The organism is Nonomuraea sp. NPDC001699, assembly GCF_053596455.1.
Genome location: NZ_JBSFGF010000003.1, coordinates 9,706 through 25,189, shown reverse-complemented (window position 1 = coordinate 25,189; position 15,484 = coordinate 9,706). Strand labels below are relative to the sequence as shown.

The 15,484-nt window shown below is 73.5% G+C and carries 1 protein-coding gene (cut by a window edge); it reads left to right on the top strand.

All coding sequences use genetic code 11. The features are described 5' to 3' along the window. Positions 1-15,484: the 3' portion of a type I polyketide synthase gene (locus ACWCSU_RS10280; protein ID WP_449934785.1), read on the top strand. Its footprint begins 12,224 nt before the window's first position; 15,484 of the gene's 27,708 nt are visible here — the last part of the coding sequence; its start codon lies off the left edge, out of view; it ends in the stop codon at positions 15,482-15,484.

The window sequence follows — 15,484 nt, the reverse complement described above, 5'->3', positions numbered from 1 at the left end:
CCAACGGCCTCCCCGGACGAGCACGTCCGGTTCGGTGGACGAGCGGTTCTGGACGGCGGTGGAGCAGCAGGACCTCGGCACGCTGGCCTCCAGGTTGGACGTCGGCCAGGAGACACTCGCCGCGGTCGTGCCCGCGCTGTCGTCGTGGCGTCGCAGGCAACGGGCCAGGTCCACGCTGGACTCCTGGCGATACCGGGTGGAGTGGCGACCGGTGACCGGACTCGCCTCCCCCTCGTTGCCCGGCACGTGGCTGCTCGTCACGACCGAGGGCGTGGCGGACGAGGACGTGGCCGCGGCGCTGATCACGCACGGCGCCCAGGTCCGCCGGATGGTGCTGGACGAGTCGCACGCCGACCGTGAGGTGCTGGCGCGAGCGCTCACCGGGCCCGTCTCCGGTGTGGTGTCCTTGCTGGCTCTGGCGGAGCAGCCCGCGGAACGCCATCCGGAGCTGGCCACGGGCCTCGCGCTGACCGTCGCGCTCGTCCAGGCGCTGGGTGATGCGGACTTCGACGCACCACTGTGGTGCCTCACCCGGGGCGCGGTATCCACCGGCCGGGCGGACTCGGTCACCAACCCCGTCCAGGCGCAGGTCCACGGCGTGGGCTGGACGGCCGCGCTGGAGCATCCGCGCCGGTGGGGCGGCCTGATCGACCTGCCCGCGGGGACGCTCGACCAGCGCGCGGCGCGGCGCCTGGCGAGCGCGCTCGCGGGCGGGGACGAGGACCAGCTCGCCATCAGGTCCTCCGGCCTGTTCGCCCGTCGTGTGGTTCCCGCGGCGGACCGGGAGCCTGAGCGCAGGTGGACCCCGCGCGGGACCACGTTGATCACCGGCGGCACGGGAACGCTCGCCCCGCACGTGGCCCGCTGGGTCACGGGCAAGGGCGCCGAGCGCGTGGTGCTGGTCAGCCGTAGCGGCCTGGACGCCCCCGGGGCCCCCGAACTGGTGGCCGAGCTGGGCGCGGGCGTGACGGTGGAGAAGTGCGACGTCTCGGATCGCCACGCCCTCGCCGGCCTGCTGACCAAGCTGCGGGCGGAAGGCCACGTCATCCGCACGGTCGTGCACGCCGCGGCCGCCATCGAACTGCACTCACTGGACGAGACCACCCTGGAGACGTTCGCCGGGGTCGTGCGGGCCAAGGTGCTCGGCGCCCGGCACCTCGACGAACTGCTGGACGACGACGAGCTCGACGCCTTCGTGCTGTTCTCCTCGATGGCGGGCATGTGGGGCAGCGGCCGGCACGCGGCGTACGTGGCGGGCAACGCCTACCTCGGCGCGCTTGCGCAGAATCGGCGTGCTCGCGGGCTGCCCGCCACCTCGATCTCCTGGGGTATCTGGGCGGACGACCGCGATCTGGGCAGGGTGGATCCCGAGCAGATCATGCGCAGCGGGCTCGTGTTCATGGAGCCCGCCTTGGCTCTCGAAGGGCTGGAGCACGCGCTGGCAGGGCAGGAGCCCGTGCTGGCGATCACCGACATCGATTGGGGGCGCTACTTCCCCGTCTTCACCTCGGTACGGCGGAGCCGCTTGTTCGATGAGCTGCCTGCCGTACGGAATCTGGCTCGGAAGCCGGCCCCGGCCGCAGGGGCGGGGGAGTTCGTCACCCGCGTGCGTGCTCTGCCGAAGGCCGAGCGGAAGCGCCTCGTGACGGAGATGGCGCGGGCGCAGGCGGCGACCGCGCTGGGGCACGCCTCCGCCGACGCGGTCCCCGACCGGCGGGCCTTCCGCGACCTGGGCTTCGATTCCGTGACGGCGGTCGACCTGCGCAACCGGCTGGCCGTCGCGACGGGCTTGACGCTGCCCAGCACGGTCGTGTTCGATCATCCGAACCTGGTGTCGCTGGCAGCCTTCCTGTGCGCCGAGATCGCCGGGGCCGAGGCGGGACCGGCGGCTGTGGCGAGCAGGACGCAGGCAGGGCCGGGCGAGCCGATCGCGATCATCGGCATGGCCTGCCGCTACCCGGGCGGGGTCCGCTCGCCCGAGCACCTGTGGCAGGTCGTGCTCAACGGCGTCGACGCGATCTCGGGCTTCCCCACCGACCGTGGCTGGGACGCCGAAGGGCTCTACGACCCCGACCCGGGCCGGTCGGGCAGGACGTACTCCACGCAAGGCGGGTTCCTCCACGACTCGGCGGAGTTCGACGCGGACTTCTTCGGGATCTCGCCCCGCGAGGCGCTGGCGATGGACCCGCAGCACCGGATCGTGCTGGAGACGGCGTGGGAGGCCGTCGAGCGGGCCGGGATCGCCCCCACCTCCCTGCGCGGGAGCCTGACCGGTGCCTTCATCGGCGCCAGCTACGCGGACTACGGCACGGCGATGGTCGGCCAGGGCGAGGGTCTGGAGGGCCATCTGGTCACGGGCACCGTGCCCAGCATCCTGTCCGGCAGGGTGTCGTACCTGCTCGGCCTGGAAGGCCCGGCTGTCACGCTCGACACGGCGTGCTCCTCGTCACTGGTGGCGCTGCACATGGCCTGCCAGTCCCTGCGCGACGGCGAGAGTTCGCTGGCCCTGGCCGGTGGCGTGACCGTGATGTCCACGCCCGACGCCTTCATCGGGTTCAGCCGCCAGCGGGCGATGGCTCCCGACGGCCGCTGCAAGGCCTACGCCGACGGCGCCGACGGGATGAGTCTGGCGGAAGGCGTCGGGCTGCTGCTGGTCGAGCGGCTGTCCGACGCCGAGCGCAACGGGCACCCGGTCCTCGCGGTGATCCGCGGTTCCGCGATCAACCAGGACGGCGCCTCGAACGGGCTGACCGCGCCGAACGGGCTGGCGCAGCAACGCGTCATCAGGCAGGCGCTGGCCAACGCGGGAGTCTCGCCGGCGGAGGTCGACGCCGTCGAGGGACACGGGACCGGCACGGCGCTGGGCGACCCGATCGAGACGCGGGCCCTGCTCGCGACCTACGGCCAGGACCGGGAGCACCCGCTGCTACTGGGCTCGGTCAAGTCCAATATTGGCCACACCCAGATGGCGTCGGGCGTCGCCGGCGTGATCAAGCTGGTCATGGCGATGCGGCACGACCTGCTCCCCAGAACGCTGCACGTGGACGCGCCCTCGTCGCACGTGGACTGGTCGAGCGGCGCGATCGAGCTGCTCACGGAGCAGCGGGAATGGGTGCGCGCCGGGCGTCCGCGCCGGGCGGCGGTGTCGTCGTTCGGGCTAAGCGGCACCAACGCGCACGCGATCTTGGAGGAGGCGCCTCAGTCGGCTGCCCGGGTACGAAAGGCCGAGCCGGTCGTGGTCCCCGTGCTCGTCTCCGGCATCGACGGCCAGGCACTGCGTCACCAGGCGGGGCGGCTGCTGTCCCTGCTGGAGGAGACGCCGGAGCACCACCTCACCGACGTGGCGTTCTCCCTGGCGACCTCACGCTCCCACCTCGACCACCGAGCGGTGCTGGTCGGGCAGGACAGGGAGGCGATCGCCGGCGGCCTGCGGTCACTGGCCGAAGGCGGGCTCACCGGCGCCGCCGTCGTCCGCGGCTCCCTGGCCTTCATGTTCACCGGGCAGGGCGGCCAGCGGGCCGGGATGGGCCGCGAGCTGTACGACCGGTTCCCCACGTTCGCCGAGGCGCTCGACGAGGTGCTGTCCCACCTGGACATGCATCTCGATCGCCCGCTGCGGGAGGTGCTGTTCGCCCCGGCCGGTACGGCGGAGGCCGCGTTGCTGGACGAGACCGGTTACACGCAGCCGGCGCTCTTCGCCTTCCAGGTGGCCGGGTTCCGCCTGCTGGAGTCCTGGGGGATCCACCCCGATCACCTCATGGGACATTCGGTCGGGGAGATCGCCGCGGCGCACGTGGCGGGTGTGCTCTCCCTGCCGGACGCGTGCGTCCTGGTGACCGCCCGCGCCCGCCTGATGCAGGCACTGCCCCCGGGCGGGGCGATGCTCGCCGTCCAGGCCAGGGCGGAGGAGGTGCTCCCGCTGCTGGCCGGGCGTGCCGAGCGGGTCTCGATCGCGGCGGTCAACAGCCCGGTGTCGCTGGTCGTGTCGGGCGAAGAGGACGACGTCCTGGAGATCGCCGCACACTTCACGGCGCAAGGGAGGCAGACCAAGCGGCTCCCGGTGTCACACGCCTTCCACTCGCCGCGGATGGACGCCATGCTCGACGACTTCCGCAGGGTCGCCGGCGGCCTGTCGTACGCGCCTGCGCAGATCCCGATCGTGTCGAACCTGACCGGCGAGCAGGCGGACGCCGACCTGCTCCGCTCAGCGGAGTACTGGGCCGAGCACATCAGGCGGCCCGTCCGCTTCGGCGACGGCGTGCGCGCCCTGGCCGAGCAGGACGTCGTCACCTTCCTCGAGATCGGCCCCGACGCAGTGCTCACGGCCGTCGCCGCCGAGAGCCTCGCCGGCCGTCCCGAGGCACGGACCATCCCGCTGGCGCGCAGGGACAGGGCCGAGGAGCACGCCGTCACGGACGCGGTGGCCAGGCTGCATGCCCGCGGTGTCGTCGTGAACTGGAGGGAATTCTTCGAAGGCACGGGCGCCGAGGCGGTCGAGCTGCCGACGTACGCCTTCCAGCGGCGGCGCTTCTGGCCGGACGCCGGGGCTGTGCCCGTCTCCTCCGGCGCCGCGGACGCAGACTTCTGGGACGCCGTCGAGCGCGCGGACGTGACGGCGTTGTCGGCGGACCTGGGGGTGGGTGACGAGGCCCTGGAGGCCGTGCTTCCCGCGCTGTCCTCATGGCGCCGCCACCGCAAGGAGCGCTCCACCGTGGACGGCTGGCGCTACCGGTCCGTCTGGAAGCCGCTGCCGCCGAGCTCATCGGGTACGCGTGGCCGGTTGCTCCTGGTGGTGCCAGAGGGCGAGGAGCATGCGGCGTCTCTGGCGGAGGCGCTGGGCGGTGACCGGATCGAGGTCGGCGAGCTCGACCGGGTGGACCTGGCCGCACGGATCCAGGAGCTGTACTCGGTGGGACCGCAGCCTGCCGGGATCGTGTCGCTGCTGGCCCTGGACGAGAGGGAGCGGGCCGACCGTCCCGGGGTGCCCGCCGGACTGGCGGCGACGGTCGTGCTGGCTCAGGCGCTCGGCGACGCCTCGATCCAGGCGCCCCTGTGGTGCGCGACCCGAGGCGCGGTTTCCGTGGGACGCTCCGAGGCGGTGACCAGACCGCTGCAGGCCGCCGTTTGGGGGCTGGGCCGTACCCTGGCGCTGGAGCAGCCGCAGCTGTGGGGCGGGCTCGTCGACCTGCCGGAGGATCCGGACCAGGTCACGACCGCACGCCTGATCGATGCGCTGGCCGCTGGTGAGGATCAACTCGCCGTACGCGCCTCCGGAGTCTTCTGCCGCCGCCTGGTGCGCGCACCGCTCCGCGCGGACGTCGCCCAGGCCGGGCCGTTCGGTGACGGCACCGTCCTGATCACGGGAGGCGCCGGCGGCATCGGATCGCAGATCGCCCGCTGGGCGGCGCGCGGCGGCGCCGCGCACGTGCTGCTGGTCGGCCGCCGTGGGCCTGACACGCCCGGTGCGGCCGAGCTGCGCGACGAACTCACCGCACTCGGCACCCGGGTCAGCGTCGCGGCCTGCGACGTCGCCGACCGCGATGCTCTGAGCGCGTTGCTCGCCGGGATCCCGCCGGACCTGCCCCTGACGGCTGTCTTCCACGCCGCGGGCGTGCTCGACGACGGGGTGCTGGACGGCATCACACCCGAGCGGCTCGCCACGGTCCTGCGGCCGAAGGCGGTCGGAGCGGTCAACCTGCACAAGCTCACCGAGCACATGGACCTGTCGGCGTTCGTGCTGTTCTCCTCCACGTCCGCGACCTTCGGCTCGCCCGGCCAGGCGGGCTACGCCGCCGCGAACGCCCTGCTCGACGCGCTCGCGGAGTACCGTCGCGGCCGTGGACTCAGGGCGACGTCGATCGGCTGGGGCCCGTGGTCCGGAGCGGGCATGGCGGCGGACCACGGCGTGGCGAACCGCCTGCGCCGGGCGGGTCTGGAGCCGCTGCCTCCCGATCTGGCGCTCGTGGCGCTGAGCCAGGCACTGGAGCACGGCGACACGACACTGACCGTCGCCGATGTCGACTGGTCCCGCTTCGCGCAGGTCTTCGGCGCGATCCGGCTGGTCGGCGACCTTCCCGAACTGGCCGGCGCGGCAGACCGAGCAGGTACGGCGGAGCCCGCGTTCCGGCGACGCCTCGCCGGTCTGCCCGCGTCGGAGCGGAGCAGGGCCGTGATCGACCTGCTGCGCGTCATGGTCGCCGCGGTCCTCGGGCACGACGGCGCCGAAGGCGTCCCGCCCGACCGCCCGTTCAGGGATCTGGGCTTCGACTCGCTGACCACCGTCGAACTGCGCAACACGCTCGCCGCCGCCACCGGTCTGGCCCTGCCGGCGACGCTGCTCTTCGACCAGCCCAACGCGGGCGCGCTGGCGGACTTCCTCCTGGGCGAGCTGTTCGGCGAGGGGGAGACCCTGACGCCTGCCGTACGGACTGCTGCCGAGGACGGCGATCCCGTCGTGATCGTCGGCATGAGCTGCCGGTTCCCCGGTGGCGTGAGCTCGCCCGAGGAACTGTGGCGGATGCTGGCCGACGGTGGGGAAGGCATCTCCGCCTTCCCCGGCGACCGGGGCTGGGACCTGGAGGCTCTCGCCACCGGGATGTCGGCGACCGCCGTGGGCGGGTTCCTCGGCGAGGCGACCGAGTTCGACGCCGAGTTCTTCGGGATCTCGCCGCGCGAGGCGCTGGCCATGGACCCGCAGCAGCGCCTGGTGCTGGAAGCGTCATGGGAGGCGCTGGAGCGGGCCGGCATCGATCCCATGGGCCTGCGCGGCAGCGACGCCGGCGTGTTCGTGGGCACCAACGGGCAGGACTACGTCGGCCTGCTCAAGTCCTCGACCGACGACGTACGCGGACACATCGCCACCGGAACCACCGCGAGCGTCATGTCCGGTCGGCTCTCCTACACGCTGGGACTGGAGGGCCCCGCCGTCACCGTCGACACCGCGTGCTCGTCCTCTCTCGTTGCCCTCCACTGGGCGGCCAGGGCCCTGCGCGGCGGCGAATGCTCGCTGGCCCTCGCGGGCGGCGTGTCGGTGATGTCCAGCCCCGACTCCTTCGTCGAGTTCAGCGTCCAGGGCGGCCTGGCACCTGACGGGCGGTGCAAGGCATTCTCCGACGCCGCCGACGGCACCGGGTGGTCGGAAGGCGTCGGGATGCTCGTCCTCGAACGCCTGTCGGACGCCCGGCGCAACGGCCACCCGATCCTAGCCGTCGTCCGAGGATCGGCGATCAACCAGGACGGCGCGTCCAACGGGCTCACCGCCCCGAACGGACCCTCGCAGCAGCGGGTCATCCGCCAGGCGCTGGCCGCCGCTGGGTTGTCACCGGCCGAGGTGGACGCGGTCGAGGCCCATGGCACCGGCACGGTGCTCGGCGACCCGATCGAGGCGCAGGCCCTGCTCGCGACCTACGGCCAGGACCGCGACCACCCGCTGTGGCTGGGGTCGATCAAGTCCAACCTCGGCCACACGCAGGCGGCTGCGGGCGTAGCCGGTGTGATCAAGATGGTCCTCGCCATGAGGCACGGCCTGCTGCCCAAGACACTGCACGCAGAGGTGCCGTCCTCGCACGTGGACTGGACCTCGGGCGCGGTCGAGCCGCTGTGCGAGGCCAGGGAGTGGGAGCGGTACGGCAGGCCGCTGCGGGCCGGCGTCTCCGCCTTCGGGATCAGCGGCACCAACGCCCACGTGATCCTCGAAGAGGCGCTTTCGGCGGAGGACCCGGATGAGCCGCGCGAGCCGGCGGCCGTCGTGCCGTGGGTGATCTCCGGGCGCACCCCCGAGGCGCTGCGAGCCCAGATCGAGCGGGTCATGACCGCCACGCGCGACCTCGACCCGGCGGACGTCGCCTACTCGCTGGCAGGCAGGTCGATGTTCCGGCATCGCGCGGTGCTGCTGGCCGGCGCCGATGGCGTGACGGAGGTCGCGCGGGGCATGGCAGCGCCGGGCGGCGGCCTGTTGGCGATGGTGTTCGCCGGGCAGGGCTCCCAGCGCACCGGCATGGGCCGGGAGCTGTACGACAGGTTCCCCGCGTTCGCCCGCGCGCTGGACGCGGTGCTCGCCCAGTTCGACGTCGAGCTTGACCGGCCGCTCCGGACCATCCTGTTCGCCGGGACCGGATCACCCGAAGCGGAGCTGATCGACCAGACGCAGTGGACGCAGCCCGCGCTGTTCGCCGTCGAGGTGGCCCTGTTCCGCCTGGCGGAGTCGTGGGGGCTGCAACCCGACCTGGTGGCGGGGCACTCGATCGGCGAGATCGCCGCGGCGCACGTCGCCGGAGTGCTGACGCTGGCCGACGCGTGCGCGCTGGTCGCGGCCCGGGGCCGCCTGATGCAGGCGCTGCCGGCCGGGGGCGCGATGGTGTCCGTGCAGGCCACCGAGGACGAGGTGCTCCGGCTGCTCGACGGCCGCCAGGTCTCGATCGCGGCGGTCAACGGGCCTGCCGCGGTGGTGATCGCCGGAGCGGATGAGCCGGTCGCCGAGCTCGCCGCCCGGTTCGTGGCGGAGGGCCGCAAGGCCACCCGGCTGGCCGTCAGCCATGCCTTCCATTCGTCCCTGATGGATCCCATGGTGGAGGAGTTCCGCCGGGCCATCCGCGGGCTCAGGTTCTCGCCGCCCGCGATTCCGTTCGTGTCCAGCTTGACCGGCGAGCTCGCTGACGCCGAGCGGCTCTGCTCGCCCGACTACTGGGTCGAGCACGCCCGGAAGACGGTTCGTTTCGCCGACAGCGTGCGGATCCTGCGGGATGCCGGGGTGAGTACGTTCGTGGAGATCGGCCCTGACGGCGTGCTGGCCGCGATGACCCAGCACTGCCTGGCGGGCGACGGCACCGAGGCGGGAACCTTGGTCGTCCCCCTGCTGCGCAAGGACCGCGGTGAGGAGGCGTCGGCCGTCGACGCCCTGGCCAGACTGCAGGTGCACGGGCTCGCGGTGGACTGGCGCGCTCTCCTCGCCGGAAGCGGCGCGCGTCACGTCGACCTGCCGACCTATGCCTTCCAGCGGCAGCGGTTCTGGCCGGAGATCGCGGCCGGTGGGCCGGCGGCGGATCCGGTGGACGCCGAGTTCTGGGCCGCGATCGAGCGGGCCGACGTGGAATCGGTGGCGGCGACGCTGGAGGTGGAGGCGAACGCCCTGTCCGCGGTGATCCCCGCGCTGTCGTCCTGGCGTCGCGCCCGCCGCGAGCACGCGCTCGTGGACGCGTGGCGCTATCGAGTGGTGTGGAAACCCCTGGCCGGCCTGCCGGCCGGCGGCCCGTCCGGACGCTGGCTGGTGGCCGTTCCGGCCGGGCCAGGGGCGGAACTGTTCGACACCGTGAGCGCCGCGCTCGCGGGCACCCTCACGCTGGAGCGGCTGGACGTCACACACGCCGACCGCGCGGCGCTGTCCGTACGGCTGGCGGAACTTGGGACGGACTCGGCGTTCAGCGGAGTGATCTCCCTGCTGGCACTCGCCGGGCCGCCCGGGGTCGCGTTGACGGCGGCCCTCATCCAGGCGCTGGGCGACGCGGGCGTCACCGCGCCGCTGTGGTGCGTCACCCAGGGTGCCGTGTCCGTGGGCAGGTCCGACGCACCACCGGCCCCGGAACAGGCGGCGGTCTGGGGCCTCGGCCGGGTGGCCGCGCTGGAGCATCCCGGACGCTGGGGCGGCCTGATCGACCTGCCTGAGACGCTCGACGGGCGGACCGTCACCCGGTTCGGCGGCCTGCTGGCCGGAGGCGAGAGTGAGGCCGCGCTGCGCGCCTCCGGTGCCTACGGCCGGCGGCTCGTACCGGTGGCGAGCGGCGACGGCTCGTGGAAACCGCGCGGCACCGTCCTGATCGCCGGGGACACCGGAGCTTCCGGAGAGCGCATCGCCCGATGGGTGGCCGACGCGGGTGCGGAGCGGGCGGTGCTCGCCGGGCGGCCCCGTTCCGCCGAAGGGGCCGGCTCGGCCGATCTTGCCGATCCGCGCGTGACGGTCAGGTACTGCGATCCGGCGGACCGGGAGTCACTGGCGGCCGTTCTGGCGGAGTTCCCGCCGGATGCGGTGATCTACGCCGACGAACCGGCCGCCCCCGCCACCCTGGACGGCACCGAGCCGGCGGACCTGAGCGCGGCGGTCGCGGACCATGTCGCCGGAGCGGCCAACCTCGACGCCTTGCTGCACGACCGGGAACTGGACGCGTTCGTCCTGTTCTGCTCGGTGGCCGGGGTTTGGGGTGTCGCCGGTCGCGCCGTGTCCGCCGCGGCGGAGGAGGTCAGGCACGCCCTGATCGAAGCGCGTCGCTCCAGGGGACTGACCGGGGTCGCCGTGTCGTGGTCGGCTTGGGCGGATGGCGGCGTGGCCGGCGACGAGGGCATGGACAGGCACCTGAGGTTGAACGGCCTGCCCGCGCTGGCGCCCGAGCTCGCCCTGGGCGCGCTGGGCCGGGTCGTCGCCGGTGGCGAGAGTGCGGTGACGGTCGCCGACGTGGCCTGGGAGCGGTTCGCCCCCGTCTTCCTCGCGCTGCGCCCGACACCGCTGCTGGACGGGATCCCCCAGGCCAAGGTGGTCGACGACGTTCCCGAGGGCGAGCCGGTGCTCCGCGTACGCCTGCTGGAACTGCCCGCTGCCGAGCGGGACCAGTACGTCCTTGACCTGGTGACGGCCAAGGCCGCCGCTGTCCTCGGGCACGCGGACGCCGCCGCCGTCGAGCCCGGCCGGGCCTTCCGCGAGTTCGGCTTCGACTCGCTCACCGCGGTCGACCTCCGCAACCAGCTCATGGCCGCGACCGGGCTCGCCCTCCCCGTCACGCTCGTGTTCGATCACCCGACACCCCAGACCCTCGCCGGACACCTGGTCGGGCAGGTGCTCGGCGAGGAGGAACCGCGCGAGGACATCGGCCCGCGCCCGGCCGCACCTTCCGACGACCCCATCGTGATCGTCGGTATGAGCTGCCGGTTCCCCGGCGGGGTGCGCTCGCCGGAGGACCTGTGGCGGCTCGTCGGGGACGAGGTGGACGCGGTCGGCCCGTTCCCTGCGGACCGGGGCTGGGATCTCGCCGCCTTGGCCGGGGGCGGCCCCGACGGACGTGGACGCAGCGCGGCGGCCGAGGGCGGTTTCCTCTACGACGTCGCCGACTTCGACCCGGGCTTCTTCGGCATCTCGCCGCGCGAGGCGATGGTGATGGATCCCCAGCAACGGCTGGTCCTGGAGGCGGTCTGGGAGGCGCTGGAACGCGCCGGGGTCGACCCAGCCGGCCTGCGGGGCGATGAGGTCGGTGTCTACGTCGGCGCCACCGGCGGCGACTACCAGCCGCCTCGCGACCATCTCGGCCACGCGCAGACAGCCCAGGCGGCGAGCGTGATCTCCGGCCGTGTGTCGTACGCCTTCGGCCTGGTGGGGCCCGCGGTGACCGTGGACACCGCCTGCTCGTCCTCCCTGGTGGCGCTGCATCTGGCGGCCCAGGCGCTGCGCTCGGGCGAGTGCTCGCTGGCTTTGGCGGGCGGTGTGACCGTGATGTCCACCCCGGTGGGCTTCATCGAGTTCGGGGAGCTGGGAGCGCTGTCCGCCGACGGCCGGTGCAAGGCGTTCTCCGACGCCGCCGACGGCACCGGCTGGTCGGAAGGCGTCGGCATACTCGTGGTCGAACGGCTCTCCGACGCCAGGCGCAACGGCCATCGCGTGCTCGCGATCCTGCGAGGCTCCGCCGTCAACCAGGATGGCGCCTCCAACGGCTTCACCGCGCCGAGCGGTCCGTCCCAGCGGCGGGTGATCCGCCGGGCACTCGCCGACGCAGGGCTCGCCGCCGCCGACGTGGACGTGGTGGAGGCCCACGGCACGGGCACGCGACTGGGTGACCCGATCGAGGCCCAGGCCCTGCTGGAGACGTACGGCCAGCACCGCGAGCGGCCGGTGCTGCTCGGATCGGTCAAGTCCAACATCGGCCACACCCAGGCGGCGGCGGGAGTCGCCGGAGTGATCAAGATGATCCTGGCGATGAGGCACGGCATCGCGCCGAAGACGCTGTACGTGGATGCGCCCTCGTCGCACGTGGACTGGTCGGAGGGCGCGGTGGAGCTGCTGACCGAGGCCAGGCCGTGGCCCGACGCCGGGCGGCCACGCCGCGCCGCGATCTCGTCCTTCGGCGCCACCGGGACGAACTCCCATGTGATCATCGAGGAGCCGCCTCCCATCGAGGAGAGCGACGATCCTGCTGTCGTGCGCTCTGGCCTGCTTCCTGTGCCGCTGTCGGGCAAGACCCAGGCGGCGGTGCGGTCGCAGGCGCGGCGCCTGCTGGACCACCTTGCCGACCACCCCGAGATCGGCCTGGCCGAACTCGCGTTCTCCCTGGCCACGACCCGGTCCAGCTTCCGGCGGCGCGTCGCCGTCCTGGCCGGTAGCCGTGCGGAGCTGGTGGACGGCCTGACAGCGGCAGCGGACGGCAGCCAGGCGCCATGTGTGATCGAGGGCCGGGTGACAGGGCCGGGCAAGACGGCGTTCCTGTTCACCGGCCAGGGCGCCCAGCGGGCGGGAATGGGCCGCGAGCTGTACGAGCGCTTCCCCGTCTTCGCCGACGCGCTCGACGCCGTGCTGGCGCACCTGGACGTCCGGCTGGACCGGCCGCTGCGGGAGATTCTCTTCGCCGAGGAGGACACGCAGGAGGCCGTGCTGCTCGACCAGACAGGCTGGACGCAGCCGGCGCTGTTCGCGGTCGAGGTCGCGCTGTTCCGGCTGCTCGAATCATGGCGGCTCACCCCTGACGTGCTGGCGGGGCACTCGGTCGGAGAGCTGGCCGCGGCGCACGTGGCGGGTGTGCTGTCGCTGGAGGACGCGTGCGCCCTGGTGGCGGCCAGGGCCACGCTCATGCAGCGGCTCCCCGTCGGTGGTGCGATGGTCGCCGTCCAGGCCACCGAGGAGGAGGTCCTGCCGCTCCTCGACATGCACGAGGTCTCCCTGGCCGCGGTCAACGGGCCCGAGGCGGTGGTGATCGCGGGAGCCGAGCGCGCCGTGCTCGACGTGGCGCGCGAGCTGGAGGAGCGCGGGCGCAAGACCCGGCGGCTGCGCGTCTCGCACGCGTTCCATTCGTCGCTGATGGAGCCGATGCTGGCGGACTTCCGTGCGGTCGCCCGCACGCTGACCTACCACCCGCCGCGCATTCCGATCGTGTCCGCGCTGACCGGTGGCCCGGCCCAGCAGGTGTGCTCACCGGCCTACTGGGTGGAGCACGTGCGAGGGACGGTCCGCTTCGCCGACGCGATCGGGGCACTGCACGAGGCTGGGGCGACCAGATACGTGGAGGTCGGCCCCGGCGGCACGCTGGCGGCGATGGCGGGCGCCGCGCTCCCGGCGGAGGCCGAGACCGAGACCGAGCTGGTGTCCCTGCTGCGCGGGGACCGCGACGAGCACGAGGCCGTCGTCACCGCACTCGCCCGCCTGCACGTGGGGGGCATGAGCCCCGACTGGACCGCGGTGTTCTCCGGGATCGGGGGCAGGTTCGTGGACCTGCCGACCTACGCCTTCCAGCACGAGCGCTTCTGGCCGTCGAGTACGGCGGAGCCGAAGGGATCCGCCGGCGACGCCTGGCGCTACCGGATCACCTGGCAGCCGATCGCAGGGGAGCCTTCCAGCCCGCGCACGAGCGGCCCTTGGCTGATGGTGCTTTCCGCCCGCGCGGCCGCAGGCGCCTGGGCCGATGCGGTGCCGGAAGCGCTCGGGCTGCTGGGAGCCGAGGTAGTGCGCCTGGAGGTGCCCGGCCTCACCGCCACGCCCGAGGACCGGGCCGCGCTGGCCGAGCGACTTCGCGCGCAGGCCGGGCCGTACACCGGGGTCGTGTCGTTGTTGTCCCTGCGAGAGCCCTCCGAAACCACAGATGCGCCCGAGGGGCTGGCCATGACCACGCTGCTCCTCCAGGCACTGGGAGACGCCGGTGTGGACGCGCCGCTGTGGTGCCTCACCAGCGGCGGCGTCGCGGCCGGTCCTGGCGACGTGGTGCGAAGCCCGGAACAGGCGGCCGTGTGGGGGCTCGGCCTGGTCGCCGCGCTGGAGCAGCCACAGCGGTGGGGCGGCCTGATCGACCTGCCCGACAGCGTCGACGCCGGATCGGTGCGGCGGCTGGCGAGCCTGCTGTCAGGTACGACGGGCGAGGACCAGGCCGCCGTCCGGGCCACCGGCGCCTACGTCAGGCGGCTGGTGCGGGCCCAGGCTGGATCGCCGGGTGAATGGAAGCCGTACGGAACCGTGCTGATCACCGGTGGCACGGGCGCGCTCGGCGGGCACGTGGCCCGATGGCTGGCCGGACTCGGCGCCGAGCACCTGTTGCTGGCCAGCAGGCGCGGCCCGGACGCTCCCGGCGCCGCCGAACTGCGTGCCGAGCTGGAAGGACTGGGCACCCGGGTGACCGTCGCCGCCTGCGACACGGCCGACCGGGAGGCGCTGGCCGCCCTGCTGGCCGGCATCCCGGTGGAACACCCGCTCACCGCCGTGGTGCACGCCGCCGGGGTGGTCGACGACGGAGTGCTGGACGGGCTGACACAGGACAGGTTGGAGAGCGTGTTCCGGGCCAAGGTGACCTCGGCGCTCCTGCTGGACGAGCTGACCCGGCCGCTGGATCTGTCGGCGTTCGTCCTGTTCTCGTCCGCCACGGGCACGCTCGGCAGCCTCGGCCAGGGCAACTACGCCGCGGCCAACGCGGTGCTCGACGCGCTGGCCGTACGGCGCCGCGATCACGGGCTCCCGGCCACCTCGGTGGCCTGGGGGCCGTGGGCCGGGGGCGGCATGGCGGACGCGGCCGCGGCGCAGGAGGCGTCCCGCCGCATGGGCGTGCGCCCGATGAACCCCGGGCTCGCCGTCGCCGCCCTGGGCGCTCTCATCGCGGGCGGCGAACCGGCCGCCGTGGTCGCCGACATCGACCATGAACGGTTCGTCCGTTCGTACACCATCGGCCGCCCCAGCCGGCTGCTGCGCGAGCTGCCCCGCTACCGGGAACTGACCGAGCAGGACGGTACGGTCGCGGACGGCACGGACTCGGCGGCAACGCTGAGGGGCCGGCTGGCCGCCCTCTCCGGCACGGAACGCCGTGGCGTGATGACCGACCTCCTGCTCGGCCAGATCGTGATGGTCCTCGGGCACGCGGACCGCGAATCGATCGATGCCGACCAGCCGTTCCGTGACCTCGGCTTCGACTCGCTCGGCGCCATCGAGCTGCGCAACCGGCTCACGGCCGCGACGGGGCTGAAACTGCCGGCCACGCTGATCTTCGACTACCCGACCCCTGACGCCCTCGCCGCGCACGTGGTCGCGCGGCTCCTCCCGGACACGGAAGGGGCCCCCGTCGACGAGGAGGAGGCGCGGGTCCGGGCGGTGTTCGCATCGCTGTCCATGGCCAGGCTCAGGGAGCTCGGCGTGCTCGACGCGCTGCTGCACCTGTCCGGCGATGAGGCCGCCATCACGGACGACGCCGAGGACGCCATCGACGCGATGGGGCTCGACGACCTCGTGCGGGCCGCCCTCGGCGACGGAGCTTCATGA